The sequence below is a fragment of the Stenotrophomonas sp. SRS1 genome (genome assembly GCF_026130205.1).
In the GTDB taxonomy this organism is placed as follows: domain Bacteria; phylum Pseudomonadota; class Gammaproteobacteria; order Xanthomonadales; family Xanthomonadaceae; genus Stenotrophomonas; species Stenotrophomonas rhizophila_B.
On record NZ_JAINFD010000004.1, the window covers coordinates 171,487 to 198,340 of the forward strand.

The 26,854-nt window shown below is 68.0% G+C and carries 24 protein-coding genes; 11 read left to right on the top strand and 13 right to left on the bottom strand.

All coding sequences use genetic code 11. From position 1 onward, the window contains the following. Window positions 1–44: 44 nt before the first annotated feature. Window positions 45–1,157, bottom strand: coding sequence for a ribonuclease H-like domain-containing protein (locus K4043_RS15860; protein ID WP_265309897.1), 1,113 nt, complete (start codon window positions 1,155–1,157; stop codon window positions 45–47). After that, on the bottom strand, window positions 1,154–3,634 hold the full coding sequence (locus K4043_RS15865) for a DEAD/DEAH box helicase (RefSeq protein WP_321160153.1): 2,481 nt from the start codon (window positions 3,632–3,634) through the stop codon (window positions 1,154–1,156). The genes K4043_RS15860 and K4043_RS15865 overlap by 4 nt, the downstream gene beginning before the upstream one ends. A gap of 208 nt (window positions 3,635–3,842) precedes the next feature. Between K4043_RS15865 and K4043_RS15870 the strand changes: the two genes are divergently transcribed. The 4 genes from K4043_RS15870 (at window position 3,843) to K4043_RS15885 (ending at window position 6,299) form a co-directional block, all read left to right on the top strand. Next, window positions 3,843–4,286: a hypothetical protein gene (locus K4043_RS15870; RefSeq protein ID WP_265309898.1), complete on the top strand. Its 444-nt coding sequence runs from the start codon at window positions 3,843–3,845 to the stop codon at window positions 4,284–4,286. Between the two features lie 166 nt (window positions 4,287–4,452). Further along, window positions 4,453–5,181 (top strand): hypothetical protein, encoded by a 729-nt coding sequence (locus K4043_RS15875; RefSeq protein ID WP_265309899.1) that lies wholly within the window; start codon window positions 4,453–4,455, stop codon window positions 5,179–5,181. A 9-nt stretch (window positions 5,182–5,190) separates the two neighbouring features. Further along, on the top strand, window positions 5,191–5,691 hold the full coding sequence (locus tag K4043_RS15880; protein ID WP_265309900.1) for a sigma-70 family RNA polymerase sigma factor: 501 nt from the start codon (window positions 5,191–5,193) through the stop codon (window positions 5,689–5,691). After that, entirely contained in the window at window positions 5,688–6,299 is a 612-nt protein-coding gene (locus K4043_RS15885) for a hypothetical protein (protein WP_265309901.1), read from the top strand. Before K4043_RS15880 ends, K4043_RS15885 begins: the two co-directional genes overlap by 4 nt. Before the next feature lie 34 nt (window positions 6,300–6,333). Here K4043_RS15885 and K4043_RS15890 read toward each other — a convergent pair whose 3' ends face one another. From K4043_RS15890 to K4043_RS15935, 10 genes are all read right to left on the bottom strand, one after another. Continuing rightward, on the bottom strand, window positions 6,334–8,166 hold the full coding sequence (locus K4043_RS15890; protein ID WP_265309902.1) for a ThuA domain-containing protein: 1,833 nt from the start codon (window positions 8,164–8,166) through the stop codon (window positions 6,334–6,336). Continuing rightward, window positions 8,163–10,325, bottom strand: a complete 2,163-nt coding sequence (locus K4043_RS15895; protein WP_265309903.1) for a DUF4175 domain-containing protein — start codon at window positions 10,323–10,325, stop codon at window positions 8,163–8,165. The genes K4043_RS15890 and K4043_RS15895 overlap by 4 nt, the downstream gene beginning before the upstream one ends. After that, window positions 10,322–11,440: a BatA domain-containing protein gene (locus K4043_RS15900; protein WP_265309904.1), complete on the bottom strand. Its 1,119-nt coding sequence runs from the start codon at window positions 11,438–11,440 to the stop codon at window positions 10,322–10,324. The genes K4043_RS15895 and K4043_RS15900 overlap by 4 nt, the downstream gene beginning before the upstream one ends. After that, entirely contained in the window at window positions 11,437–12,333 is an 897-nt protein-coding gene (locus tag K4043_RS15905) for a DUF58 domain-containing protein (protein WP_265309905.1), read from the bottom strand. Before K4043_RS15905 ends, K4043_RS15900 begins: the two co-directional genes overlap by 4 nt. A gap of 10 nt (window positions 12,334–12,343) precedes the next feature. After that, window positions 12,344–13,327: a MoxR family ATPase gene (locus tag K4043_RS15910; RefSeq protein ID WP_265309906.1), complete on the bottom strand. Its 984-nt coding sequence runs from the start codon at window positions 13,325–13,327 to the stop codon at window positions 12,344–12,346. A 63-nt stretch (window positions 13,328–13,390) separates the two neighbouring features. Then, on the bottom strand, window positions 13,391–14,092 hold the full coding sequence (locus K4043_RS15915; RefSeq protein WP_123731019.1) for a DUF4159 domain-containing protein: 702 nt from the start codon (window positions 14,090–14,092) through the stop codon (window positions 13,391–13,393). Window positions 14,093–14,159: 67 nt separating this feature from the next. Next, a complete protein-coding gene (locus tag K4043_RS15920) occupies window positions 14,160–15,494 on the bottom strand; it encodes a TldD/PmbA family protein (RefSeq protein WP_123731020.1) in 1,335 nt (444 codons plus the stop codon). 20 nt (window positions 15,495–15,514) lie between these two features. Beyond that, window positions 15,515–17,149, bottom strand: a complete 1,635-nt coding sequence (locus K4043_RS15925) for a TldD/PmbA family protein (protein WP_265309907.1) — start codon at window positions 17,147–17,149, stop codon at window positions 15,515–15,517. After that, the gene (locus K4043_RS15930) at window positions 17,136–17,285 is read right to left on the bottom strand and encodes a hypothetical protein (RefSeq protein WP_221180355.1); all 150 of its coding nucleotides are present in this window, start codon (window positions 17,283–17,285) and stop codon (window positions 17,136–17,138) included. The genes K4043_RS15925 and K4043_RS15930 overlap by 14 nt, the downstream gene beginning before the upstream one ends. Beyond that, complete coding sequence (locus K4043_RS15935; protein WP_184997333.1) at window positions 17,282–18,910, bottom strand: TldD/PmbA family protein; 1,629 nt, start codon at window positions 18,908–18,910, stop codon at window positions 17,282–17,284. Before K4043_RS15935 ends, K4043_RS15930 begins: the two co-directional genes overlap by 4 nt. Before the next feature lie 144 nt (window positions 18,911–19,054). On the opposite strand from K4043_RS15935, the gene K4043_RS15940 reads away from it, so the two are divergent. The 3 genes from K4043_RS15940 (at window position 19,055) to K4043_RS15950 (ending at window position 21,437) form a co-directional block, all read left to right on the top strand. Further along, window positions 19,055–19,678: a class I SAM-dependent methyltransferase gene (locus tag K4043_RS15940; protein WP_265309908.1), complete on the top strand. Its 624-nt coding sequence runs from the start codon at window positions 19,055–19,057 to the stop codon at window positions 19,676–19,678. A gap of 92 nt (window positions 19,679–19,770) precedes the next feature. After that, a complete protein-coding gene (locus tag K4043_RS15945; protein WP_123731023.1) occupies window positions 19,771–20,409 on the top strand; it encodes a tetratricopeptide repeat protein in 639 nt (212 codons plus the stop codon). A 110-nt stretch (window positions 20,410–20,519) separates the two neighbouring features. Further along, window positions 20,520–21,437 carry an AEC family transporter gene (locus K4043_RS15950; RefSeq protein ID WP_265309909.1) on the top strand — a complete coding sequence of 306 codons (918 nt, stop codon included), beginning with the start codon at window positions 20,520–20,522 and terminating at the stop codon, window positions 21,435–21,437. 10 nt (window positions 21,438–21,447) lie between these two features. Here the strand turns inward: K4043_RS15950 and K4043_RS15955 are convergent, their stop codons facing one another. Continuing rightward, complete coding sequence (locus K4043_RS15955; protein ID WP_123731025.1) at window positions 21,448–22,932, bottom strand: AAA family ATPase; 1,485 nt, start codon at window positions 22,930–22,932, stop codon at window positions 21,448–21,450. A gap of 132 nt (window positions 22,933–23,064) precedes the next feature. Here K4043_RS15955 and K4043_RS15960 point away from each other — a divergent pair, with 132 nt between their 5' ends. Genes K4043_RS15960 through K4043_RS15975 form a run of 4 tightly spaced genes read left to right on the top strand, consistent with a single transcriptional unit; the run spans window position 23,065 to window position 26,844 of the window. Continuing rightward, on the top strand, window positions 23,065–23,697 hold the full coding sequence (locus K4043_RS15960; protein WP_123731026.1) for a ParA family protein: 633 nt from the start codon (window positions 23,065–23,067) through the stop codon (window positions 23,695–23,697). Between the two features lie 13 nt (window positions 23,698–23,710). Continuing rightward, on the top strand, window positions 23,711–24,187 hold the full coding sequence (locus tag K4043_RS15965; RefSeq protein WP_123731027.1) for a histidine phosphatase family protein: 477 nt from the start codon (window positions 23,711–23,713) through the stop codon (window positions 24,185–24,187). A 42-nt stretch (window positions 24,188–24,229) separates the two neighbouring features. After that, a complete protein-coding gene (locus K4043_RS15970) occupies window positions 24,230–24,787 on the top strand; it encodes a YceI family protein (protein WP_260232303.1) in 558 nt (185 codons plus the stop codon). Next, window positions 24,784–26,844, top strand: a complete 2,061-nt coding sequence (locus K4043_RS15975; RefSeq protein ID WP_123731029.1) for a phospholipase D-like domain-containing protein — start codon at window positions 24,784–24,786, stop codon at window positions 26,842–26,844. Before K4043_RS15970 ends, K4043_RS15975 begins: the two co-directional genes overlap by 4 nt. Window positions 26,845–26,854 lie beyond the last annotated feature (10 nt).

The window sequence follows — 26,854 nt, forward strand, 5'->3', positions numbered from 1 at the left end:
TGGTCCTCCCACGGTAAGTACCCGCAGTGTCCGTGGGCCGGCCTTTACACCGCGTCAATGGCCTGCAGCGCCAGGGTCTCCCGGTCGCGCTGTTCCTCGGCCACCAGTCGCCGCATCAGCAGCGCCAGGGTCACCACGTCCTGGTGGTTGTGCTCGGCCACCCGGCGCAGGTTCACCGCACTGCCGCCGCGCAGGTAGTTGAGCCACGCAGCCGGCGCTTCCGAGCCGGGCAGATCGTCTTCGCGCACGATCTGCAGCAGCTGGCGTTCGATCGTGGCCAGCCGGCAGTTTTCCCAGGTGCCGCGATAGCGGCGGCGTGTCGGGAACAGCAGATCGACGTGATCCAGTGGCGTGATCGGGCAGCGCTGCCGGGCCAGCCGATAGCGCGTCTTGAGCAACGGGGCGTCGTAGCAGCGCCCGTTGTAACTGGAAAACACCGTGCTCGGCTGCAGCCAGCCGGCGAACTCGCGCAGCATCGCGGTTTCCGCGGCCATCGTCGTCATCAGCAACTGGCGGATGCGCAGGCCGTCGCCACGTTCGGGATGGGTATGCCAGTCCGCGGCACCGATCATGAAGGCGCGGGTGCCGGTGCCGCCGGCCAGGCCGGTGGTTTCGGTATCGAAGAACAGCAGGTCCTGCGGCTGCACCTGCTCGCCGTCGCGCTTGGCGAAGGCCAGCGACAACGGTTCGGTCGGAATGGCTTGGGTAACGAACGATTCGATCAGGAACAGGCCCGGCGCAATCTCCTCACCAGGCACATGGCGATCCTTGGCGTTCTCGCGCGGGGTGGCCGTGCCGAGCCCGCGATCGCGCAGGCCGAGCAGACGGCGCAGGCCACCGATCTCGGGTTTGCGCAGCGCGGGCGCGGGAACAGGAACAGCGGTAACTGCCGGTGCGGTCTCGCGTGCGGCCGCGCCGGTTGGCTTGTGGCGGACCTCCTGCTCGACCCAGCCGAAGACGGAGGCCGGTGCGGGCGTACGCGCACGTGCATCGTTGGCGGCGGCCGGAAGCGGAGCGTTGCCCGTGTCGCCGGGAGCGCCCGTGTCAGCGGCAGCGGATCCGCGCCCAGGGGCGATGGCCGGACCAGAGGCAGGCGCCGCCGTCGCATCACCGGCCTGCCGGCGCAGCAGGCGCAGCTTGTCCAGGCTCAGGCTCACGGGGTCAGCACCTCGGCGCTCTGGCACTCCGGCTCTTCAGCAGACGGCAGCGCGGCGCTGTCGAACAGATCCAGCACCTTCAACGCCAGGGCCTTGGGCGTGGTGGCATCGTCCTCCTGGCCGGCCAGCACCGGGCCCACGCAGGCCGGGCAGCCGGCCTTGCAGTCACAGACCTGCACCAGCTCGCGCGCGCGCAGCAGCAGCTCGGCCTGGCGCAGCCACAGCGGCTCGCTCAGGCCCACACCGCCGGGGAAGTTGTCGTACAGATACACCGTCGGCACGAACTGCTGCTGCAGCTCGATCGCGCTGGCATCGAACTCGGCGCCCCGCAGCTGCCCGCGTCCGCTCTGGTCGGCCACTGCGAACCACGCACCATCGCCATTGCCGACGGCCTTCTGCAGGTCGCGCGCATCGGCCATCACCGCCACCGTGGCGACGATGTGCAGCGCGTAGGCGGCGCCGAGGAAGCCGTCCAGCGCTTCCTGCTTGCTGTCGAACGCGGTCAGCAGCAGCGCCTGCGGCAACTGCCACCACACCGCAGTGGTGTGCAGCTCCTGGTCGGGCAGGTTGACCGGGCCGTAGCCGATGTTCTCGTGCGTGTAATAGCGGATCTTCTTGTAGCCGGCCACGCGGCGCACCACGTGCACTTCGCCGTGGTGCGAGTCGCCGCGCCCGGCGATGCAGCCGTCGAAACGGTCCAGCACCTTGAGTTTGGTGAAGTCGATGCTGTCGGTGTAGTAGTCCACGTGGGTGCGGGTGACGTAGGCCTTGCGACCTTCCCAATCCAGCCGCTCCACCTGGTAGGGGGTGGACTGCACCATGTGGATGGCGCCTTCATACAGCGTCAGCGCGGCGGCGGAGTAATCCACCTCGGCGATGATCTGCTGCTTGCCGTCGCTGCGGTCCACCACCACGAAGTTGCCATCGGCGACCGAGCGCAGGCTGACCGCGTTGGCCGGGTAGCTGTCGGCGATCCACTCCCAGCGGTCGCCTTCGCGATGCACCACCTCGGTCTCGGCCAGTGCCTCGAGGAACACCAGCGGATCGATCGGGCCGAACGGATCGCCGGCCAGGAACGGCAGCTCGAACGCGGCGCAGCGGATGTGATCGAACAGGATCAGCGGCTGGTCCGGCGCGATGCGCGCATGCTCGGGCGAGGCCTCGGCGAAGAAGTCCGGATGCCGCACCACGTACTGGTCCAGCGGCTGCGAGCTGGCCACCATCACGCCCAGTGCGGGTTGCTGGCGGCGGCCGGCGCGGCCGAAACGCTGCCAGGTCGCGGCGACGCTGCCCGGATAGCCGTTGAGGATGACCACGTCCAGGCTGCCGATATCCACGCCCAGCTCCAGCGCCGAGGTGCTGACGATGCCGTCGATCTGCCCCGCGCGCATCGCCCGCTCGGTCTCGCGCCGTTCAGTGGGCAGGTAACCGCCGCGGTAGGCGCGGATACGGGCCGGCTTGCGCGGGTCGTGGTCGAAGATGTCCTTGAGGTACTTGGTCAGTACTTCGACCATCAACCGGCTCTGCGCGAAGATCAGGGTCTTCAGCCCGGATTTGATCGCGATGCGGGCGATGCGGTTGCTCTGCGAGCGCGCCGAGGCCCGCAGGCCGAGATCGGCATTGACCACCGGCGGGTTCCACAGCAGCACGTGCTTGGGCCCGGTCGGCGCGCCGGATTCAGTGATCGCGGTGACCGGCGCTTCGATCAGCGCCTCGGCATGCGCCTGCGGGTTGCCGATGGTCGCCGAGCACAGAATGAACTGCGGCTCCACGCCGTAGAAAGCGCAGATCCGCTTGAGCCGGCGCAGCACGTTGGTGACGTGGCTGCCGAACACGCCGCGGTAGGTGTGCACCTCATCGATCACCACGTAGCGCAGGTTCTCGAAGAACTGCGCCCACTTGGTGTGATGCGGCAGGATCGCCTGGTGCAGCATGTCCGGGTTGGAGACCACGATGTCGCCGTGCAGGCGGATCGCCTGGCGCGCATCGCCCGGCGTATCGCCATCGAAGGTGAAGGCTTTCACCCCCAGGTCGCCGGCGCGGTTGAGCTCCAGCAGCTCGGCCACCTGGTCCTGGGCCAGCGCCTTGGTCGGGAACAGGTACAGCGCCTTGGCCTTGCTCTGCATGGCGGCGCTGACCACCGGCAGGGTGTAGCACAGCGATTTCCCGCTGGCGGTCGGGGTCACGATGGCCACGTGCTCGCCCCGCTGGCTGGCCTCCCAGGCCTCGGCCTGGTGGCTGTACAGCTGCTCGATGCCGCGCGCCTTCAGTGCATTGACCAGCGCATCGGGCACATCGGCCGGGATCGGCGCGTACTGGCCCTCGCGGGCGGGAATCGTGAAGCTGCCGGTGATGCGGTCGTTATAGCGGCGCTGCAGGCGCGCGGTCAGCAGCGCACCATCGCGCGAGGGCAGCCCTTCGGTCGTGGCGAGGCGGCGCTCGGCGTCCTCGGTGCGCTTGGCGAGTTCGTAAGCCATGGTCACAACGGTCTGCAAAGGACGCTATGGAAACATGACCGCGTCTCAATGTCTGAGACATTGCGATATGGCCGGTGAATCATTCAGTGGGTCCCGCGCTGGCTGGACAGGTGCCATCAACGAAACCTGACACCCGCCTCCGTATCCTAGGGGGCAGCCCGCTACAAACACGGACGGAGTTGCTGTGGCATTACGTGAATATCAAGGCTTGGCAGTGCTTGCGGGGTTGTGGCTGGCCGCCGCTGGGCAGGCGCAGCAGGTCGCTGCCCCCGAGCCGGTGGAACCGCCGGCCGCGACAACGCAGGGCGATGTCACCACGCTGGGCGAGGTGCGCGCCCTCAAGCCCGACGACGAGCCGCTGGATCTGTACCGCTTCAAGAATCCAGTGCAGGTGCAGCCCAACCGCTTCAGCCGCACCTGGAGCGAGCCGCCGTCGCCTGAGCAGGTCAGCATGAGCGGTGGCTATCTGATGATGGGCATCAACAAGGGGCTGGCCGCCGCTGCGCAGGGCGTGAACAAACTTACCGGCGGACCGGATCAGATCCAGTCCGCGACTGCGCGCCCACCGCCGGAGCTGACCGACGAAGAACGGCGCCGTGCGCAGGAGGTGTGTATGCAGCAGGGTGGGTGCCCTGCGCTGCCGGAGCGTTGAGCGACACGCACCCAGGCGGTGGACCACCGAAGCAGGCCTGGGACGCGGGGTAACGTCGCACCGCAAGCACGTGGAGGGGCGGGATCGGTCGGGATCGTGGAAGGCCTGTCAGGTTTTCCACGCACTGACGGTCTTCTAAAGGACGCACGCCCACATGGAGAGTCACATGCTTGCCCCTGATAACGTTTCGCAATCGGTCCCTGCCCGATCCTGGTCCATCGGGCGTCTGTGGCACTGGTTTGCCGCGGCCTGGCACATGTACCGACAGGCGCCGCTGCGCTGGTTCGGGCTGTCCTTGGTGCCGATGGCGGTCGAACTCGTCCTTCAAGTGTCCATTCCGGTGGTCGGCGTGTTGCTGTCCAAGTTCGTCGTGCCGATCGCGTCGGTGTGGTGCCTGATCATTCTTGACCAGCGTGTGCGCAGCGGTCGTTTCGATGTGAGGCAAGGCATGGCCCGCATGTTCGGGCTGCGTGGCCGTCTGCTGCAGTTGGCGCTGCTCGCATCGGGGGTGTTCGCCTTTCAGTTGGCGCTGCTGTGGATGTGGATCGGGCCGTCGGTGGCGCTCGGCATGGCGACGGCGGACCCAGCTGTCATCACCCAGCTGACCCGCCTGCAGTTGGCCATCGTCTTCGCGGCGGGGATGCTGCCCGGTGTGCTGCTGTTCTTCACCGTGCCGCGGGTGGTGCTGGACCGCGTTGGCGTGGCGGAGGCATTGCGTGAGAACCGGCGCCTGCTGGCTGCAGGTTGGCAACCCATCGCGATGTACCTTGTGCTGTCGATGCTGCTGGTTGGCAGCGTCGTATTCCAGCCCTGGTTACTGTTGCCGTTGCTGCAATTGGGGTATGTGGCCTATTGGGCGTACCGCGATGCATTTGGTTCCGTTGCCGCTGACTGAGCCGCCGCCTTGCCGCTGCCGACCTCCGCTGACCTGCAGTCCATCCTTCGTGAGCACTGGCCGATGCTGAGCCGGCTGGCCTACAGCTACACGCGCGATATCGCCCGCCGCGATGATCTCCTCCAAGAAGTCAGCATCGCGGTATGGCAGGCGCTCCCGCGCTGGCGGGGCGACGGCTCGTTGCGGGCGTTCATCGCACGTGTCGCCCACAATCGATCCGTTGATGTCCTCGCCAGGGAGCCACGGCTGTCGGCACGGGATCTGGACGAGGGCTGGCCTGATCCGAGCGCCGACCCGCTGCGCCATGCAGAAGCGCAGCAGCAGCGCGATGAGCTGTTGTGCGCCGTGCTCAGTCTGCCGCTCGGCTACCGGCAGGTGGTGTCCCTCGCCCTGGAGGGATTCTCACACCGCGAAATCTCGGACGCGCTGGGGCTTGAGGAAAACGCCGTTGCCCAGCGGCTCAGCCGGGCCAGGCGAAAACTGCGGGATCAGATGGGAGCTTCGCGATGAACGCGATCGACGACGAGAGCACGGGGTGGGATGCACTTGTAACGCGCTGGCAGGCACAGCCCAGTGCAGCCCCCGATGTGCAGGCGCTTGAGCGCGAGGTTCATCGCCGGAGCGGCCGCCTGCGCATTGTGTGGAGCATTGAGGTGATCCTGGCGGTCCTGTCGCTTGCCAACTGCGTTCGCGCGCTGTCACTGGGCGATCGGCTGCCGGTGCCGGCGGGCCTGGTGTGGTTCCTGATGGGACTGGTGATGGCCATGACCGGCTGGACGCTGTGGCAGCGCCGACGTCAATGGCGTGCGCAGGCGCTGGACGCACGCGCACTGATGGCCTTCGAGCGCGAGCGCTCACGCACCGCGCTGCGCATCTGGCGCGTGTCGACATGGGTGAGTGTGGCGCTGTGGACCGCGATGGTGCTCTGGGCATGGCTCACGGCGCAGGGTCGCGTGCCTATGGTGCAGGCTGCACCCCCTGCGGGGTGGGCCTTGAGCATCGTGATCAATGCCCTCGTTGTGGCGGTGTTTGCTGTCGCTGCGTGGGCGATATGCCGCCGGCACCGGCAGCGGCTGCAGCGGTTGCATTCACTGGAGAAGATGATGGACGTTGACTGAGCTCAGCAGGCACGATCGCAGGCCCGCTGAAGGATCACTGCGCAGGGGCCGGCACCCGTCGCCGCTCCAGCCACCACAGCAGCCCGGCCGCCAGCACGAAGGCGAGCAGCCATGGCCAGCGTGCACTCGGCGTCTCGACCACGCCAGCCGATGCTGCAGCGGCGCCGGTAGCCAGGTGCTGGGAAGTCGCATCGCGCAGTTGCTGCCGATGCAGCGGCAGCGCGGTGGCGGGATCGAACACGTAGAACGCGATACGGCCTTCGCCTTGCTGCAGCTGATGCCAGCCCGGCTGGTTCGGCCAGTAGCCAGCGCAGCGCTCGGTACCGCTCGCCGGATCAAGCCGCAGCGGGATGAGCGCGCCATCCGGTGCACGCACCTGTGCAGTCGCCTCCAGCTGGCACAGCGCCATGCGCTCGCTGGTCCACGGCGTGTGGATGCCGATGCGTGGCGCATCCGCGGCAGGAAGCGGGCGCGCCACGCTGGCCAGCACGCCGCTCCACAGTTCGGCGTGGCGATCGTCGCGGCCGGCCAGCACCAGCCGATAGCTGTCGGTGACGGGCAGGAGTGCAACGCGGCCGCGTCCGAGCGGACGATAGCCGCCGACGGCAGCGCCCTTGTCATCGTGCAGCAGGGCGATGGCATCGGTGGCCTTGAGGCCCAGCTGCTCCAACACCGGCAGCGCAGCCTGGTGCGAGGCGGTGTCGGCGTCCTCGATGTAGGCGGTGGTGTCCGATGCAGGTCGTTGTGGGCCACGACGTGCCTGCAGCAACGCGGCGTCGGCATCGGCCGTCAGTGACAGGGGCGCGGCCTGGTTGCCGCCGGTGACGGAGAGTCCCCAGCTGCGCAGCACCTGGCGGGCGCCATCGCCGAGCGGGCCGCTGGTGCGGACGAGCACGCCCAGCCCGCCGCGGATCGCCTGCTGCAGCGCGCTGCGTTGCGCGGCCGACAGCCCGGCCAGACTGCGCTCATCCAGTACCACGACATCGGTCTGTGCCAAGGTGGCAGCGGTGAGCGCGATCGGTGCATCGCCGAGTGATACGCCACCGCCCGCGTTGGCCTGCGCCTGTACCCGCAGCCCGGCATCGGTGGCCCAGCGGCGCAGGTACTTCAGTTCCGGGCCCGGCGCGCCAGCGAGGATCAACAGGCGCGGGGCCGTCGCAGCGGCGGTGTCCACCGGCACGGGTAGTGTGTCGACCACATGCTGCCCGCCATCCAGCAGCCGCAGGCGGAACGTGCTCTGCCCGGGGACGCGCGCCACACCGCCGAGCTGCACGTTGCCATCCTCGCCGGGCGTGGCACGGTCAACCACCCCACCCGCCGGATCCAGCAACTCGGCACGTGCATCCGGGACCCCCTGGGCACGCGCGGTGACGGTAAACACCGCACCGGGCGCCGTGACCGGTGGCGGCTGCAACGCGATCCAGCCCTGCGGTGGGGCAGGCGACGCAACGCGGACGTCATCCGGCAGCGCGGTGTCGCGATCACGCGCGGGCAAACCATCACCGATCAGCCGAAGCGAGGTGCTGCCCGGATGCTGTCGCAGCGCAGTGGCGAGATCGGGAGCGCGGTCGGCGTCGGTGGCGTTCGGCGCCTCCGGCAGTGCGATCAGGGTCTCACCCGGCTCGGCCGGCCAGCGGACCTGATCGGCCGCCGCCGTCAGTACGGTGAGTTGACCCCCGGCGGCGTGCTGCATCGGTGGCACCAGCGTCAGGTAAAGCAGCGTGGTCATCGCCGCCTGCAACAGCAGCAGGCTGGCGAACACAACGCGCGTGCGCGCCGGTCCACGCCACTGCTGCCAGCACAGACGCGTGCTGCTCAGCAGCAGCACGGCAAGCAGAGCGATCAGGATCCAGCGCGGTTCGCTCATGGCGTGGCCTCCAGGGCATCCAGGTAGCGCTGACCCATGGCATCGGGCGCGATGCGACGAGGGACCTGCGGCAACGGCCGCAGCAGGGCACGCCACAGCTGCGCGCGCAGGGCCTGATGGCAGTCGGTGCAGTCCGGTGCGATGCGGAGCTCCTCGATGGCGGCAGCCAGGCTCAGCGGGTCCGGCAGGCGCGCTTCATTGCGCCGCAGCCACTGGGTCAGTGCGTCCAGATCGGGCGCGCTGGCCGGATCGGCGAGCTGCTGCCAGACCTCCACGATCGCCTGGTCCGGAGCGTCCAGTGCCCGCAGCGGCAATGTGCGGCTGGCCAGCTCGGCGCGATCGCCGGTCATGCGCCGGCTCTCATCGATCGGCGGCAGCTCCGGGCCGACCCGTGCCAGGTAGATGCGCTCGGCCTGCTGCACTTCCTTGATGAAGCCCAGTGCCTTGTAGGCGTAGGGCAGGGCACGCTCGGGCTGGCCCTGGCGCAGTTCGCCCTCCGACGACCACATCTGATCGAGCGCCGCCTTCAGCGTGGCGCGCGTCTTGGGATCCAGCAGGGTGGCGGCCTCGGCGTGATCATGGGTATGGCCATACTCGGACAGCACATCCGTGGCGCTGCCGAACACAGCGGCTGTGCCGTCGGTCGGCGCCCCATGGTCGTGATCGTCGTGACCGGCCTGGGCCTGCGCAGGCTCGCCATCGTGATCATGATCGTCGTGCGTGCTGGCCGGGACGTCACTGGTGGGCAGGGTATCGCTGGTCGGCGGCGGCTTGGCCCCGCCTTCGCTTTCCTCGCCAAGGAACTGGCCATAGCGCAGGCGCAGGATGCGCTGGTCCACGCCGATCGCATCGGCGCGTTTGACGAATTCCTCGGCCGGCAGCTTGCCGCGCAGTTTGATCAGCGCTTCGGCGTCGATGATGATCTGGCGCTGGCTGCGGAAGTACGCCGGCAGCGTTTTCTTGACCATGCCCTCCATGTCGGTGCCCTGGATTTCCGCGGCACTGGGCAGGCGCAGGATCACGCTGCTGCTCTGGGCGCTCTGTGCGGTGGGCGTGTGGGTATCGCGTACGGTCAACTGTGCGATCACGTCGTTGCCTTCGGTGGCGCCCAGCGCGGCGAGATCCAGCGTGCGGGCAAAGCGCCGCTGCGTTGCCGGGCCGGTGCCGGCCAGGCTGAAGGTCTGTTCGCGGAAGGTGATGTTCTCACCGCTGCCCTGGGCCAGGGTGACCTTCAACTGTGCGGTGGCGACCACACCGTAGTCATCGGTGGCCTCGAACTGGAGCGGCCATTGGCGCTGGCCGGGCGCGCCCAGCACGAGGCTGCGGTCCGGTGCGATCACACGCACCACCGGGGGGCGATCGGGCACCACATCGAGCCGGTACAGACGGGTGTCGCGCAGGGTGGGTTCGGTGACCACGCGGTACAGCGCCGGACGTGTTGCGGTCCACTGCGCGCTCCACTGGTCGCCATCGCGCTGCAAGGCGATGCGCTGGCCATCGTGGAACTGCAGAGCAGCCGTCTGCGGCTGCGCGGTGAAGCGCAGCGACCAGCGCAGACGGCTGTCCTGTGCCACCTTGCCGTCCAGCGCGTTCTGCACGCGCGCGGCCTGGCCGGTGTAGGCCGGGGCGGTGATCTCCAGCCGCGTCGAGCGCAGCTGCGGCGGCTGCGCCGGTGTGGCGGGCGGTGCTGCAATGCCGGGGAACAGCGGCGCCGCGTTCTGGCCGCGCGGCCAGCCGAAGGCCAGTGCCATCACCACCACCGACATCAACGCCGACGCCAGCACCCAGCGGCCGGGCCAGTGGGGGCGCAACTCGGGCAGGCGCGACTGCAGTGCCGCGTCGACATGCGCGCGCTGGCGTTGCTGCAGCGGATTCAACGCCTGCGGTGCGGCAAACAGCAGATCGGCACTGTCCTGCGCGACCGGGTGCTCATCCAGGCGGCGAATGAGCCACTGGCGATCCAGCCGGCGTGCGCGCCAGGTCGCCAACCCGACGCTGATCAGCAATGCCATCAGCAGGACCACGGTGAAGGCGTTGAACCCTGCGATCCGCCACGCCACCGCACTGAGCGCAAACGCGAGCGGTACGGCAAGCGCGGTGGTGATCCACCACTGCCGCCGGCGTGCACGTTGCCAGCCGCGCTGGAGGGTGGGACTCATGCGCCTGCTCCGCGGCGCGGCGACGTCGCCATCGCGCGCTCCACCGCGAACAGCAGCACGATCAGCGCCAGCAGCCAGGGGGCCAGCTCACGCGGTGCCGGGAGCGGTGCGGAGGCGCCACGCAACGGCAGCTGTGTGGCCGCAGGTGCGAGGGTGGGGGCGGCCGGCGCCGCGATCACCCCCAGCAACTGGCGCGGGAGGTCGGGATCGCGCAATGCCGGCAGTTCCGGCGGCGACAGCGCTGCGGTGAAGCGCAGCAGACGACCGCGCCCTTCCGGGCGGTACTCCAGCACGGACGCGCCCTGCGCATCGCGCAGGACCGGCATCCAACCGGCCCCCGCCGGATCCGATGCGACCAGCACGCTGCCGCCCTGTTGCACCCATGCCTGCCAGACGGTCGGCAACGGCTCGGCGGCGAGCCACACGCCGAGCTGCCCATCATCCGGGGCGGTGGTCGCTGCGCGCGCGGGTGACAGGGGTTGGTTCGACCACGCGCGCTGGATCGCCGCCAGTACGCGCTGCTCGCGCTCGGTGATGCCGCCACCGATCTGCAGCAGGGGCACGGCGGCGACGCGTGTGGCGGGAGGCGCCATGGGCACCGGCCGCCAGGTCACGGGGCGCGACAATCGCGGGCGCTCTCCATCCAGACCGGACATCGGGTCGGGCACGTACACCGTCAGCGGGGAGCCGGCCGGCAGGCGCTGGTCCAGCTCACGCAGCAGGCTGGCCAAGGGTTGCGGGAACGGCGGGGCGGCGTCGGCCAGCGTGGGGAAGCCTGGTGAAAGCCAGCGCCAGTCGCCCTTGGTGTCCTGACCACGCAGGGCGGTGCCATCCAGACCGGGGGCGACCAAGGTGACCGCGTGCGTGTCGGCCGCGCCCCCGTGCAGCACCGGGCGCGCCAGCAGCAAGGCCAGCGCGGCGAGCAGCAGCAGCCGTACCAGCAGCAGCGGCCATTCGTCGAAACGCACGCGCTGGCGCGGCCGGATCCGTGCACGCAACCACCGCAGCGCAGCGAAATCCAGCGGCGCATATTGGTGGCGCCGCGCCAGGTGGATCAACAGCGGCACCAGCCAGGCCGCCAGTGCGAGCAGGCCGAGCGGGAACAGCAGGCTCACGCGCCACTCCCTGTGCCGAGCAGCACCCGCAATGGCTGATCCAGCGGATGGTCGAGATAGCCGGTCGCATGCACGATGCCGCTGCTCTGCAGTCGCGCCTGCAACGCACGCTGGGCGGTATCGAAACGGGCCAGGTATTCGGCACGGATCGCACGGCCATCGCCCAGGAGTTCTTCACCGGTCTCCGGATCGCGGAAGCGGTGGCCGTCGGTGAACGGGAAATCGCGCTCTTCGGCGGTCAGCAGCTGCAGGTGCAGCACCTCGCGGCGGGCGGCTGCCAGCCTTTCCAGCAGCACGATGCCGGCCTCGTCAAAACCGTCGCCCAGTGCGACCAGCAGGTCGCCGGCCTGCACCCGCTCCCAGACCGGGGCCAGCGAAGTGACCGGTGGCCACGTGCCACTGGCCTGCAGCTGGCGCAGCAGCAGGTGCACGCGGTCGCGATGGCGCGGGCCGTGCCCAGCGGGGACCAATTGCACGCCCTCGCCGCTGATGGCGATCACGCCGAAGCGGTCGCCCTGCTGCAGGGCCAATTCCACCAGACAGGCGGCGGTGGCGCAGGCGTGGTCCAGCCGCGACCAGTCCGGTCGCGCACGGTCGCGCTGGCCCGCCGAGGCGGTCGCATCGATCAGCACCCACGCCGTGATCGGGCTCTCGCGCTCGGATTCGCGCACGAAGAACCGGTCCGAGCGCGCGTAGAGCTTCCAGTCGATCTGGCGCAGCTCATCACCGGGTTCGTAGGCACGGTACTGCGCGAATTCCAGCCCGGCGCCACGGCTGCGGCTGGCGTGCTGGCCGATCCCGTGCGCACCGCGCGCACGACGTGGCAGCAGCCGCAGCACCTTGAGGCGGCTGCGGACATCGGCGGGGATCGCGATCGGTGCGTTGCGGCTCACGGCGTGTGGATCACCCCGGGAACGGCACGGCCTGCAGCAGCGCGGCGACCACATCGTCAGCGCTCTTCTGCTCGGCTTCGGCGGCAAACGACAGCAGCAGCCGGTGACGCATCACCGGTGCCGCCAGCGCCTGCACATCCTCGCGCGTGGCGGCGAAACGGCCCTGCAACAGCGCGCGCGCCTTGGCCGCCAGTACCAGCGACTGCCCGGCGCGCGGGCCGGCGCCCCACTTGATCCACTGGTTCACCGCGGCCGGCGCATCGCTGCCAGGGCGGCTGGCACGCACCAGGCGCGTGATCCAGGTGAGGACGTCTTCGCTGATGTGAACCTGGCGCACCGCAGCCTGCAGCGCCAGTACCTCGTCGGCGTCCATCACCTTGGGCACGCTGCCACTGGCGCTGCCGGTGGTCTGCAGCAGGATGTCGCGCTCTTCCTGCTCGGTGGGGTAGTCCACCCGTACGTGCAGCAGGAAGCGGTCGAGCTGCGCTTCGGGCAGCGGGTAGGTGCCCGCCTGCTCGATCGGGTTCTGCGTGGCCAGCACGAAGAACGGTGCGGGCAGCGTATAGGTGGTGCCGGCGTAGCTGACGGTGCGCTCCTGCATTGCCTCCAGCAGCGCGGCCTGGGTCTTGGGCGGGGTGCGGTTGAGTTCGTCGGCCAGCAGCAGGTGGGTGAAGATCGGGCCCTTCTGGAAGCGGAAGTGACGGTGGCCGGTGCCGTGGTCCTCTTCCAGCAGCTCGGTGCCGAGGATGTCGCTGGGCATCAGATCGGGGGTGAACTGCACACGCCGGAACTGCAGCTCCAGCGCCTGTCCGAGCGAGCGCACCAGCAGGGTCTTGCCCAGCCCGGGCGCGCCTTCGAGCAGGCAGTGGCCGCCGGCCAGCAGGCCGATCAGCAGCTGCTCGACCACCGCGTGCTGGCCGACCACGGCCTGGGCCAGCGCGCCGCGCAGCTGCTGCAGTTTGGGAAGAAGGGCATCAAGGCGGTCGGTCGTCATAAGGCACTCGCAGAAAATCGGTGTAGAGCCACGCCATGCGTGGCTGAAAATGCAGGAAGGAACCTAACTGTTCAACGCATACATCACGATGTTGACCGCGAAACGGGTGTTGTCTTCGGCCAGGAAGCGCTTGTTGCGCCAGTCGTAGTCCCACTCGCACCCGTAATCCTTGTTGCTGTAGAGCACGCCGAGGCGGCCATCGATCTGGATGCCCTTGAGGTAATCGTGGACCAGATCATCGCCCCAGCCATTGAGCTCGAACCCGGTGGCCGGCGGGCCCTCGGGAAAGCGGAAGAAACTGCGGTACAGCGCGTGGTTGTTGGGCAGCTTGGTCAATGCCTTGGGCCCGAACAGTTTGGCCATCTGCGCTTCGAAGGAGGTCGCGAACAGGCCGTCGATGTCGTGGTTGCAGTCATCGACGAACACGAAGCCGCCATTGCGCACATAGCGCACGAAGTTCTGCCGTTCGGCCGCGTTGAACTCGACCAGCTTGTGCCCGGCCAGGTAGCAGAACGGCGCCTCCAGCATGCGCGGATCGGACAGTGCGATCACATGTTCGGTCGGGTCCACGCGCAGGGAGGTGTAATCGATCAGCGAGGTGATCACGTTGGATGGCATGCGCGCATCCACGTCCCAGTCCCCGGAGTCGTACTTGAGGCGGGTGAACCAGAAGTCATAGCGCCCGGCCTGGGCGCGTGCCGGTGCGGGCAATGCCGCGAAGGCGGCACTGCCCAGCATCAGGCGCAGGAACTGTGCGCGGTTCATCGCCACGCACGTTCCCGGGTGTCACCGGTCAGGCGAAGAGACGGCCAGTGGCCGTCACGACCGTTCATCAGACCGCGTCGGACAACGAGGTGAAGGTGAAATCGCGCAGCTTCATCGGCGGGATCATCATCACCAGGCTGGACTCGTCACCGGCCACACGCACCGGCTTGCCCAGTTCTTCGATGTTGTTGAGCATGATCACCGGCGACTCGTTGAAGCGGAAGTTCTTCACCGGGTGCTTGATCTGGCCGTTCTCGATGTAGAAGGTGCCATCACGGGTCAGGCCGGTCAGCAGCACGGTCTGCGGATCGACCATGCGGATGTACCAGGTACGCGTGACCAGGATGCCCTTCTGGGTGCCACGCACCAGCTCGGCGGTGCTCTTGTCGCCACCGGCCATCAGCAGGTTGCCCGGCCGCGCGTTGGCGGTCTTGCCCTGCTTCTGCGCCCAGAAACGCGAGTAGTTGAGGTTGGCGATCTTGCCATCCTTGATGATGTCCAGCTTCTCGCGTGGCTGACCTTCGTTGTCCCACGGCAGCACGGCCGCGTCCGGGTGCCACGGGTCGGCCACCATGTTCACGCGCGGGTCGTAGACCTGTTCGCCGAGCTTGTTGCCGCCGCCCTTCCTGGAGAGGAAGCTGCGGCCTTCATCGGCCGAGCGCGCGTCGAAGAAGTTCATCATGAAGCTGATCAGGCCGGCCGCGGCCGCCGGCTCCAGGATCACCGTGTACTTGCCCGGCTCCAACGCCTTGGCTTCGGCCGATTCGGTGGCCTTGCGCATGGCGATGCGGATGTCCTGGTCGGCCTTGAAATCGGCGGCATCCTTGAGGTTGCGGCCGACCCAGCCCGAGCCGCGGCCGTCTTCGGTGCGCACGGTGCAGGTGTAATCGAAGTTGGTGCCGCGCTGGTAACCGAAGTTGCCGTTGCTGTTGGCGGTGGCCTGGAAGCTCTGGCCGTCTTCCAGGAAGCCGGCGGCGATCAGGCCGTTGCCACGGCAGGGCGCGATCGAATCGGCGGCGACCTTGGCGCGGAAGGCCGGGTCGATGGCCGCGGTGGATTCGCTGAAGGTCGGGCTGGACCGGTACGTCTGCTTGCCGATCGCCGGCAGGAACTCCGGGTTCTCCGGGGCCAGGCGGGCCAGATCTTCGGCACGGCGCACCACGCGCTCCAGCGCGGCGTCGTCGAACTCGTTGATCGAGGCGGTGCCGACGCGCTTGCCGAAGGCGACCGTCACGGCCAGTTCGGTGTTGTCGACGATCCCGCTGGTGGAGACGTTGTTCAGTGCGAAACGGATGTTGCCGTCGATCGAGCCGGCCAGCACGGCGGTGCACTCATCGGCCTTGGAGAGCGCGATGACCTTGTCGAGGATGGCCTTGGCCTGGGCTTCGGTGAAGATACTCATGGATTGGGGCTCCTGACCGGTCAGCCGAGGCTGCGCGCGGTGTTGATGACGTTGATGCCGTTGAAGCGCGCGGTGGACGAACCGTGCGAGACCGCCGAGACCTGGCCGGGCTGGCCCTTGCCATCGAAGAACGAACCGCCCAGGCGGTAGTCGCTTTCATCGGCCACGGCAGTGCAGGCGTTCCAGAACTCCGGCGTGCGGATCTGGTAGGCCACGTCCTCGAGCATGCGGGTGATCTGGCCGTTCTTGATCTCATAGAACAGCTGGCCACCGAACTGCGCGTTGTAGCGCTGCTGATCGATGGAGAACGAACCGTCGCCGATGATGTAGATGCCGTTCTCGACGTCCTTGACCATGTCGGCCACGCTCAGCTTGTTCTTGCCCGGCGCCATCGAGACATTGGCCATGCGCTGGAACTGCACGCTGGACCAGGAATCGGCATAGCAGCAGCCGTCGGACTCGGTCTTGCCCAGGATATGGGCCTGGTCGCGGATGGTCTGGTAATCCACCAGCTTGCCTTCGCTGATCAGGTCCCAGCGCTTGGTCTTGACGCCTTCATCGTCGTAGCCGACCGCACCGAGGCTGCCCGGCTGGGTCTTGTCGGCGAAGATGTTGACCTTGTCGCTGCCGTACTGGAAATGCTGCTCGCGCTTGTCCAGCGTGGCGAAGCTGGTGCCGGCGTAGTTGGCTTCGTAGCCGAGCACGCGGTCCAGTTCCAGCGGGTGGCCGACCGACTCGTGGATGGTCAGCCAGGTGTGCGACGGATCCAGGATCAGGTCGTACTTGCCCGGCTTCACCGACGGTGCCTTGAGCTTTTCCTGCGCCTGCTTGGCCGCGGCGATCGCATCGGCCTTCATGTCGTAGGAGTTGCGGTAGTTGACCACGCCGTTGGGCGAGACCGCCTTGCCGGTGCCGACGCCATCAAGGTACTCGTAGCCCAGGCCCATCGGCGAGGACAGCCCCGAGCGGGTGCGGAACTTGCCGGTGCTCTTGTCGATCGCGGTGACCGTCATCGGTGCCCAGATGCGGTGCACGTCCTGGTCGATGTAGGAGCCGTCGGTGGAGGCGAAGTACTTCTGCTCGTTGACCAGGAACAGCATCGAGTTGACGAAGCTGGCGCCGGCACCCATCGCACCTGCATTGACGTCCAGCAGCAGCTCGACCTTCTCCTTGATCGGCACGTCCATCGCGTTCTTGCGGATCGGCGTGCGCCAGGACACCTCACCCACGCCGGGTGCGGCGGCCAGCTGCACCGGGGCGGTCTGCACGCCGGCGTTGGCCTTGGCGATCGCGGCGGCCTGCTGCGCGGCACGCGCCACATCGGTGGTGCCGAGCTGGTTGGTGGCGGCAAAGCCCCAGGCGCCGTTGACGATCACGCGGATGCCCACACCGGTCGATTCGGTGTTCACCACGTTCTGGACCTTGTCCTCGCGGGTGATCACGTACTGGCGCAGGTAGCGGCCGATACGCACGTCGCAGTAGGTCGCGCCGGCCTGGCGCGCGGCGGCCAGGGCGGCATCGGCCAAGCGCTTCTTGAGCGCCGGATCGAGTGCGCTCTGCAGTTGTTCGGCGGCAATGACCTTGCCGAAGAACGACGGCACGATCAGTCCGCCAGCGGTAAGCCCGGTCAGGGCGAGAAAGTCACGTCTTTGCAAGGCAGCTCTCCACGTCGGTGTGGGGGTGGCAGGGAAACAGCGACATCAGGGCGACCGCCGCGGCGGCACAGCCGATTCTTGCGGCCATGCGGGCGCCGCGGTAGTGACATTCGGCACGGAGCAGGGACAGGCTCATCCCAGGCTGCGCGCGGTGTTGATGATGTTGATGCCATCGAAGCGCGTGGTCGACGAGCCGTGCGAGACCGCCGAGACCTGGCCCGGCTGGCCCTTGCCATCGAAGAACGAACCGCCGAAGCGGAAATCGCGCTCGTCGCAGATCGCGCTGCAGGCATTCCAGAACTCCGGCGTGCGGATCTGGTAGGCGGCGTCCTCGACCATGCCGGTGATCTCACCGTTCTTGATCTGGTAGTACAGCTGGCCGCCGAACTGCGCGTTGAAGCGCTGCTGGTCGATCGAGTAGGAGCCACGGCCGTGGATGTAGATGCCGTTCTCCACGTTCTTGATCATGTCGGCCACGCTCAGCGGGGTCCTGCCCGGCGCCAGCGACACGTTGGCCATGCGCTGGAACTGCACGCTGGACCACGAATCGGCGTAGCTGCAGCCGTGGCTCTCCTTCTCGCCAAGGATATGCACCTCGTCGCGGGTGGCCTGGTAGTTGACCAGGATGCCGTCCTTGACCAGGTCCCAGCGCTTGGTTTTCACGCCTTCATCGTCGTAGCCCACCGCGCCCAGGCTGCCCGGGGCGGTCTTGTCGGCGAAGAAGTTGACGATGTCGCTGCCCCAGCGGAAGCCCGCATCGCGCTTGTCCAGCGTGGCGAAACTGGTGCCGGCGTAGTTGGCCTCGTAACCGAGCACGCGGTCCAGCTCCAGCGGGTGGCCGACGTTCTCGTGGATCGTGAGGAACAGGTTGGACGGGTCCAGCACCAGGTCGTACTTGCCCGGCTTGACCGACGGCGCCTTGAGCTTCTCCCGCGCCTGGCGGGCCGCGGCGATCGCGTCCTCCACCGGATCGTAGGAGTCACGGTAGGCGACCACCCCGCCGGGCAGCGCGATCTTGCCGCGCGCCTCGCCATCCAGGAACTCGTAGCCCATGCCCATCGGCGAGGACAGCCCGGCGCGGGTGCGGAACTTGCCGCTGGCCTTGTCGATCGCGGTGGCGGTGAAGGGCAGCCAGATGCGGTGAACGTCCTGGTCGATGAAGGAGCCGTCGCTGGAGGCGAAGAACTTCTGCTCGTTGACCAGGAACAGGGTGGAGTTGATGAAGTCGGCGCCGGCATTGAGCGCGGCTGCGTTCAGCGACAGCAGCATGTCGACCTTGTCCTTGATCGGCACCGCCATCGCGTTCTTGCGGATCGGGGTCTTCCAGCTCACATCGCCCACCCCGGTGACCGGGGCCAGCTGCACGGGACGGGTCTGGATGCCGGCGTTGGCGCGGGCGATTGCCGCGGCCTGTTCGACGGTGGCCAGCACCGCGGCCGGGGTCTGCAGATGGGTTGCGGCAAAGCCCCAGGCGCCGTTGACGATCACCCGGATGCCGATGCCCGAGGATTCGCTGTTGGTGACGTTCTGGACGTTGGCCTCGCGGGTGATCACCGCCTGGTTGAGGTAGCGGCCGATGCGGACATCGCAGTAACTGGCACCGGCGCGCTTGGCGGCGGCGAGCGCAGCCTCGGCCAGCGCCTTCTGGCGGCCCACATCGCCCGGTTCGAGCAGTTGCTCGGCGGCGATCAGCCGACCGTGCGGCAGTACCAGGCCAGCCAGGCCCATTCCAGACAGCGCTAGGAACTCACGACGTTGCACAGCTCACATCCCCCAAGGACGGCCGACGGCACGAGGGCCGGCGGCGTTGGACAAGCCTTCGACTTTCAACGCCATGACAGGGTGGCACAAGTGACTGCGGTCATGGTTGGATGGACATCGATTCCCTGCCGATGTGACATTCCCATGAGTGAGATGCGCTGGTCCGAGGCCTGTGAGCGCAATCGCGCGCCCATCCTGGCGGTACTGCAGCGCCACCTTGCCACGCGCCAGCGGGTGCTGGAGATCGGCAGCGGTACCGGCCAGCACGCGGAGCACTTCGCAGGTGCACTACCGCATCTGCACTGGCAGGCGAGCGACCATCCGGATCATCTGCCCGGGATCGCCGAGCGGCTGCAGGCCGCCGGCCTGCCCAACACACCGGCACCGTGGCCCTTGCAGGCGGTACTGTCGCCGGCGCCGGGGCTGGGGCCGCTGCCCGCCGCGCCGCTGGCGTTCGATGCGGTGTTCAGTGCCAACACGCTGCACATCATGAGCTGGGCGCACGTCCAGGCCCTGTTCGCCGGGTTGCCGACAGTCATGGCCGATGATGCGCTGCTGTGTGTCTACGGCCCCTTCAACGAGCAGGGGACCTTCAGCAGCGAGAGCAATCGCCAGTTCGATGGCTGGCTGAAGGCGCGCGATCCGGCCTCGGGCATCCGCGATGCCGAGGCGGTGGATGCGCTGGCGGCCGGAGTGGGCCTGGTGCTGATCGAGGATGCCGCGATGCCGGCCAACAACCGGCTGCGGGTCTGGCGGCGCACCCGCTAGATCCGACCGTTGGTCGGCGGCGCTTGGTTCCGGGCGCGCGCTGCGGTTAGGATCAGGAGGGGAGGTTGTTGTGACAACCTGGGGGAGTTTGCATGGCAGTGGCAAGACAGATGCTGGCCAGCCTGGCGCTGGCCGTAGGGGCTTGTGTGTTCAACGCGTCGGCGCAATCGCTGCCGGCGGTGCAGGAGTTCTACTTCGACAACGACGTGGCCGCCACCCCGATGGTGGTGGTGCAGGGCGAGGGTGGGGATCTCGTCGACCAATTGATGAAACACCGCGAGCGCGGCCGCAAATCGCTGGAGGCGACCGTGCAGTTGGCCGGTGTGGCGATCGCGCAGGGGCGGCCGGAACTGGGGCGCAGCCTGTACGAGCAGGCGACGACGGCGGCGACGGCCACCTCGGTGCAGGGCCGTTCGGTCCGCTGGAACTATGGCTGGGATCTGTTCCGGCTGGGCGAGCCCGAGGCGGCGCTGGCGCACTGGTCGGCCGCCCAGGCGGGCCTGCGTGGCAACCCGTCATGGGTACCGCCCACCTTCGCGCTGGCCCTGTGGACCTTGGGCCGCAAGAGCGATGCGGTGCAGTGGTATGCCGCTGCGGTGCGCACCGAGCCGCAACAATGGAGCGGAACGGATCGTTACGCCGCCCTGTTGCCGGGCTGGCGCGACAGCGAACGCGCCACGCTCGCCGAGATCCAGCAGGCATGGGCGGAAAAGCCGCCGGCCTGGCCGTGATCGCGCGGGCCTGCCCGGGCAAGCGGGCAGGCCCGGCGCATACCGTGGAAGGATCACGTTTCGACCATCGTCGGGGCGGCGGTGGCGGCCGAGTGGGCTAGGCTGTCGCGATGGCCTTCGATGCATTCGCGCTGATCCTGACCATGCTCGGCCTGGGCATGGTCTTCTCGCGCCTGCGCGCGCTGCCGGAGAACACCGCCGATGTGCTGAACCGCATCGTGCTGTACGTCTGCCTGCCCGCGGCGGTGCTGATCTACGTCCCCCGCCTGCATCTGGATATCAGCCTGATCGGGCTGGTCGCCACGCCATGGCTGTTGATGCTGTGCACACTCGCGGCAGTGAGCCTGGCCACGCGCGCCTTCGGCTTCGCCCGCGATGTGCATGCGGTGCTGCTGATCTGCGTGGCGCTGGCCAATTCCAGTTTCATCGGCTACCCGATGGTGCGCGCGCTGATCGGTGATCATGCGCTGCCCTATGCGGTGGTCTACGACCAGTTCGGCACCTTCGTGCTGCTGTCCACGTTCGGCCTGTATGTGATCGCGCGCTACAGCGGCGACACCCCGCCGACCGCCGCGCAGATCCTGCTGCGGATCGCGAAGTTCCCGCCGTTGTGGGCCTTGCTGTTCGCGCTGACCCTGATGCCTGAGCAGCCACCGGGCTGGATCGGCACCGGGCTGAAGCAGCTCGCCGATGCGATGCTGCCGCTGGTGATGCTGGCAGTCGGTTTTTCCATCCAGCTGCGCCTGCCACTGGACGAGCTCAAGCCGCTGGGCATCGGGTTGCTGCTGAAGCTGCTGGTGATGCCGGCGCTGGCGCTGCCCATCTCCTGGGCGTTCGGGTTGCAGGGCGCGATGCTGCAGGCCAATGTGCTGGAGTCGGCGATGCCGACCATGATCACCGCCGCCGCGCTGGCGATGTCACATCGCCTCGCCCCGCGCCTGGCGGCCGCGCTGGTTGGCTACGGCATCCTGCTGTCGCTGGTGACGCTGCCGGCGTGGGTGTGGGTGTTGCACCGCCTGGCGGGATGACGCGCGCGGATCATTCGTCCGCGCTGACGGTGCGCCCGCGCGCCCACTCGCGCAGCGCGGTGACCTGTTCTGCCATCAGCACCGACAACGGCCGGCTCCCGCGGACTTCCTGCATCAACAGCTCGGTATCCAGCACGCGTGACTCGGCATGCGCGGCATACAGGCCCGATACCACGGCCTGTTCGATCTCCGCGCCCGAGAAGCCGTCCGCTGCCGCCGCCAGGGCGGGCAGCGCGAAGTCGTCGGCGTTGAGCTGACGCTTGCCCAGGTGCAGCCGCAGTAGCTCCACCCGGGTGTTGGCATCGGGCAGATCCACGAAGAAGATCTCGTCGAAGCGGCCCTTTCGCAGCAGCTCGGCCGGCAGTTCATGCACCTGGTTGGCGGTGGCAACGATGAACACGGTGCTCTTGCGCTCGGCCAGCCAGGTCAACAGGTGGCCGAGCACGCGGCGCGACACACCGCCGTCTTCGCCGCCACTGGCCAGGCCTTTTTCGATCTCATCGATCCACAGCACGCAGGGCGCCAGCTGCTCGGCAGAGGCGAGTGCGTCGCGCAGGTTCTTCTCGGTCTCACCGTGGTACTTGTCGTACAGGCTGCCGAAATCCAGCCGCAGCAGCGGTACGCCAAACCCGGCGGCGGTCGCCTTGGCCAGCATCGATTTGCCGCAGCCCTGCACGCCGAGCAGCAGCATGCCCTTGGGCGGGTCCAGGCCGGCCGGGCCGGCACCGCCCAGGAACACCGGGCGACGCTGGTTGACCCAGCGCTTGAGCCGATTGGCGCCGGCCACATCGGCAAACCGCGTGGTGTCGTACTCGAAGTGCAGGTGCCCGGCGCGGTTGAGCAGCTCGAACTTGAGCCGGGCCAGCTGCGGCAGGTCATCCTGGCTGAGCGCGCCATCGGCGAAGATCAGCTGCCGGGCGATCCGCCGCGCGTCGACCAGGCTCAGCCCGCGCAGGTTGTGCAGGATCTTCTGCACGGCCTCGTTGTCCACTTCCACGCGCCGCCCGCCGTTCTCGCGGGCATAGGCTTCGGCTTCCTCGCGCAGCATCTTCAACAGGGCATTGAGGTCGGGCAGGCGCGGGTTGAAGCGGGTGGCCAGCGCTTCCAGCTCGGCCGGCAGCTCGACCTTGGCCCCGATCAGTACCAGCACGTGGGCCTCGCAATGCCGCCGCTGGATCAGGTCGCGCAGCGCGCGCTGGTGGCTGGCATAGCCCAGGTACGGATGGAAATCGAGCAGCAGGTAGATGCCGCGCTGCTCGGCCTGGCGGATCATCTGCAGGGCCGCGCTGGCATCGGGCGGACCGACCGGGTCGTCCTCGCGGTCCATGTCGATCCGGCGCAGGCCTTCGGTGATCGACCAGCGGTGCAGGGCACGCCAGACATGCATCAGGGTCTGCCGGAACAGCTCCACCACGCGGCCTTCATCCTGGGTCTCGATGATGATCAGCGGGGTGTTGGCGCGGATCAACGCGCTCAGGTCCTGTAGTTCGCTCATGCCGGCGGTCAATCCATTGGAACCATCCACGATAGCAAAGCCGCGGCCGCCCGTTCTGGTTCAGCGCTGCGACTATCTCCGTCACAGGCGCCGGTGTAGGCTGCCGGAACGTTTCCCGGAAGCGAGGCTTGCATGAAGACGATCCTGGTGGCCGGTTCCAAGGGCGGGGTGGGCAAGACCACCGTCGCCACCCACCTGGCGGCGCATTCGGCATTGGCAGGCAAACGGACCGTCCTGGCCGATGCCGATCCACAAGGCTCCAGCACCCGCTGGGCGCAACGCCGCTCGGTCCTGGAAAGTGCCGTGCTGCCGATCGACGTGTACCGCAAAAAGAGCTGGGAACGACTGGTTCCCGAGGGCACCGACGAGGTCATCATCGATGCCCCGGCCGGTGCGATGGCCGACGATATTCCCCATTTCCTGGACGCGGCCGATGCCGTCGTGGTGCCGGTGCTGCCATCCGCGCTGGACATCGAAGCCATCGTCGGCTTCCTCAACAGCCTGTCCAAAGTTCCCCGCGTACATAACCGCCGCCTGCCGGTCGGCCTGGTGCTCAACCGCACCAAGCCCTGGACGCAGACCTCGCAGCAGGCGATACAGATGTTGGCCGAATGGCCGTACGAGGTCGTCGCACAGTTGCGCGACAGCCAAAGCTATGTGGTGATGGTCGGGCTGGGCCGGAGTCTGTTCGACTACCGCTCGGCCCAGGTGCGCGAGCACCAGAGTGACTGGGAGCCGCTGTTGAAGTGGCTGAAGAACGCCTGACACGAGAGATCCCATGCGAGAACTGATACTGCTGCGTCACGCCCATGCCGAAGCCGCCAGCACCGGCCAGGCCGATCTGGACCGCCCGCTGTCGCCGGTCGGTCTGGCCGAAGCCGAGGCCGCCGGCCGCTGGCTCAAGGAAAACAACCTGCTGCCCGACTGCGTGTTGTGCTCGCCGTCGCGGCGGACCCGCGAAACCCTCGAAGCCGTGCTGGGCATCACCGGGTTCGTCGAGAAGCGGCTGGAAGATGCCGTCTACGATGCCACCCCGGGCACCCTGATGGGGCTGATCGATGCCCGTCGTGATGTCGACCGCCTGCTGGTGGTCGGCCACAACCCCGGCCTGGAGCAGCTGGTCGCCTTGATGAGTGAAGGCACCAGCAGCGACTACCGCGGCATGCCGCCGGGCGGGATCGCGGTGCTGGCGTTCGACCGTGATGCTGCCATCGAGCCGGGTGTCGCCAGCTTGACCGCGTTCTGGTGGCCATAACCCGTGTGGGCAGTCCGCGCGGCGTGGGTCGGGCTACTGCTGATGGCAGGGGCGGTGCATGCCGCCCCGCCGTCGTCCGTACCGGCACCGACCAGCCATGCGCTGGCCTTCGACACCGCCAAGTCGCGCTTCGGGTTTGAGATCCGGACCCGGCTGGGGCAACGCATGGAGGGGGTATTCCCCCGCTTCGAAGGCAACATCGAGGTGCTCTCCGACGGTCGCCACCAGGTGCACCTGCGGATGTTCACCCGCTATGTCGAGATTCCCGGCAAGCCCCGCTACACCGGCTGGATGCGGGGCGAGGAGTTTTTCGACTCGGCCCGCTATCCGGTGGTCGAGTTCGACTCGCTGCCCTACTGGCCGGAGGTGGTGGAGAAGGGCGGTGCCATTGAAGGCCGCCTGATCCTGCGCGGGGTCAGCCACCCGGAGACCCTGCGGGTGGAAGCGCCCGAGTGTGCCCGGGCCGGGTATGATTGCGACGTCGTCAGCCGCGGTACCGTCCAACGTGGCCGGTATGGAATGGACAGCTGGCAGCTTGCCTTGAGTGATCGAGTGACCTTTGTATTGCGTGCGCGTCTGAGCGAGGCGCCGAAACCGTGAATCCATTGCTGCGTCTGTTGGTGCTGGCAACGCTGTTGCTGGGCAGCGGCTGTGCCTCGCTGTCCAACGCCGAGCGCGACCGCGCGGCCGGCATCGCCGTGCAGGCGCGCTCGACCGTGGTTGACTGCACCCAGGCGGACCGCTGCGCGCTGGATTCACCGCTGCGCGCCCTCGGTGGCCGCGCGTTCGCCGAATCCCACGCCGGCCAGCCGCGCCACTACGCCACCATTCTGGACGAAGGCGAAGTCGCCCTTGTCGCGCGTTTGAACCTGATCCGCAGTGCCACGCGCAGCATCGACCTGCAGACCTATATCTTCGACAAGGACGACAGCGCCCGGCTGGTGCTGGACGAGCTGCAGGCGGCCGCGCGCCGCGGGGTCAAGGTCCGGTTGTTGATCGATCAGCTCTCGGCGATCTCCGATCTGGAAATCCTGGGGGCCCTGTCCGGCAGCCATGCGAACTTCGAGCTGCGGGTCTACAACCCGACCTTCGGCAAGGCGCGCCTGAACTACTTCGACTACGCGGCCAGCGTGGTGTGCTGCTTCCGCCGCTTCAACCAGCGCATGCACAACAAGCTGCTGGTGGTCGACGATGCACTCGGCGTGGTCGGCGGGCGCAACTACCAGGACGACTATTACGACTGGGACAGCGAATACAACTTCCGCGACCGCGACGTGATCGTGGCCGGCCCGGAAGTGCGCGAGATGGCCGCCAACTTCGATGCGTTCTGGCGCGCGCCGCGCAGCGTGCCGGCCGAACGCCTCAACGATGTCGGGCGCACGCTGCTGCGCCAGGGTGTCCCGGCCATGCCGCCGGCCGATGTGCGGCGACCGGAGCGACTCGAACGGGTCAGCGAAGAGGCCAACGACCCCGACTACGTTCGCCGCACCTTCGTCGATACCGCCCTGCCGGTGGCCTCGGTGCAGTACGTAGCGGATCTGCCGCGCAAGCACCGCCGCGAACGGGCCAGCCAACCGGCCAACGGCCAGCACGTGACCGAGCCGCAGCTGGATTCGCTGATTGCCAGCGCACAGACCGAGGTGCTGCTGCAGACCCCGTATCTGGTGCTGTCCAAGCCGGCCCAGCGCCTGTTCCGCGATCTGCGCAAGCGCGAGCATGCACCGCGCGTGGTGGTGTCCACCAACAGCCTGGCCGCCACCGACAACCCGATCGTCTACGCGCTGTCCTACAAGTACAAACGCCGCAACCTGCGCGAGCTGGGCTTCAACGTCTATGAGTTCAAGCCGTTCCCGCTGGATGCCCCGGTGGACTACCGCAACCTGCTGCCGGCGCCGCTGGGCACCGAAGCATCGTCTTCGCCGGGCCGGCGCAGCAGCCTGCTTGGGGGCAGTGCGGCCGGCAGCAATGCGCGCAGCAGTGGCAGTGCCGACAGCCGTCGCAGCAGTGATACCGGCAGTGATGCCGATGCTGTTCCCCGGGTTACGCGCCAGCCCACGCCGGGCCCCTCCGCGCGGCGGCGCATGGATGGCAGCGTGGTCGAGCGCCGCGTGCTGCGTGCTGAAACCCGGCCGTCCTTCCTTGGTACCAAGGCGGTCAACAAGCCGTTGCCGGTCACCCGCACGGGCGCCCGCATGGGGCTGCATGCCAAGTCGCTGGTGGTGGACCGTCGCATCGGCGTGATCGGCACGCACAACTTCGACCCGCGCAGCGAGAACTACAACACCGAAGGCGCGGTGATCATCGATGACCCGGTGTTCGCCGAGGCGCTGGCACAGAGCATCCTGCGCGACATCCACCCGCAGAACTCCTGGGTGGTGGCGCCGCGTGCCAAGCCGCCGGTGCTGTCCGGATTGAACTACAGCGTCGGCAAGGCCTCCGAAGCGTTGCCCGTGCTCGATTTCTGGCCATGGCGCTACGCCACCGATTACGAATTCCAGCCGGGCCCGGCATGCCCCGAGCCGCTGCGGCGGCAGGACCCGGCGTTCCATACCTGCTATGTCGCTGTCGGTGACTTCCCCGAGGTGAATGTCGGGCCGAAGTGGTTGCTGGTGCGCATGCTGACCGCCTTCGGCGCCGGGCTGGTTCCGATTCTGTAATCCTCCACGG

Coding starts and splice junctions, on each gene's coding strand:
- K4043_RS15915 (WP_123731019.1), bottom strand. CDS start 14,092: ATGAACCGCGCACAGTTCCTGCGCCTGATGCTGGGCAGTGCCGCCTTC.
- K4043_RS15965 (WP_123731027.1), top strand. CDS start 23,711: ATGCGAGAACTGATACTGCTGCGTCACGCCCATGCCGAAGCCGCCAGC.
- K4043_RS15895 (WP_265309903.1), bottom strand. CDS start 10,325: ATGAGTCCCACCCTCCAGCGCGGCTGGCAACGTGCACGCCGGCGGCAG.
- K4043_RS15875 (WP_265309899.1), top strand. CDS start 4,453: ATGCTTGCCCCTGATAACGTTTCGCAATCGGTCCCTGCCCGATCCTGG.
- K4043_RS15970 (WP_260232303.1), top strand. CDS start 24,230: ATGGCAGGGGCGGTGCATGCCGCCCCGCCGTCGTCCGTACCGGCACCG.
- K4043_RS15930 (WP_221180355.1), bottom strand. CDS start 17,285: ATGAGCCTGTCCCTGCTCCGTGCCGAATGTCACTACCGCGGCGCCCGC.
- K4043_RS15890 (WP_265309902.1), bottom strand. CDS start 8,166: ATGAGCGAACCGCGCTGGATCCTGATCGCTCTGCTTGCCGTGCTGCTG.
- K4043_RS15920 (WP_123731020.1), bottom strand. CDS start 15,494: ATGAGTATCTTCACCGAAGCCCAGGCCAAGGCCATCCTCGACAAGGTC.
- K4043_RS15950 (WP_265309909.1), top strand. CDS start 20,520: ATGGCCTTCGATGCATTCGCGCTGATCCTGACCATGCTCGGCCTGGGC.
- K4043_RS15865 (WP_321160153.1), bottom strand. CDS start 3,634: ATGGCTTACGAACTCGCCAAGCGCACCGAGGACGCCGAGCGCCGCCTC.
- K4043_RS15945 (WP_123731023.1), top strand. CDS start 19,771: ATGGCAGTGGCAAGACAGATGCTGGCCAGCCTGGCGCTGGCCGTAGGG.
- K4043_RS15940 (WP_265309908.1), top strand. CDS start 19,055: ATGAGTGAGATGCGCTGGTCCGAGGCCTGTGAGCGCAATCGCGCGCCC.
- K4043_RS15955 (WP_123731025.1), bottom strand. CDS start 22,932: ATGAGCGAACTACAGGACCTGAGCGCGTTGATCCGCGCCAACACCCCG.
- K4043_RS15960 (WP_123731026.1), top strand. CDS start 23,065: ATGAAGACGATCCTGGTGGCCGGTTCCAAGGGCGGGGTGGGCAAGACC.
- K4043_RS15885 (WP_265309901.1), top strand. CDS start 5,688: ATGAACGCGATCGACGACGAGAGCACGGGGTGGGATGCACTTGTAACG.
- K4043_RS15910 (WP_265309906.1), bottom strand. CDS start 13,327: ATGACGACCGACCGCCTTGATGCCCTTCTTCCCAAACTGCAGCAGCTG.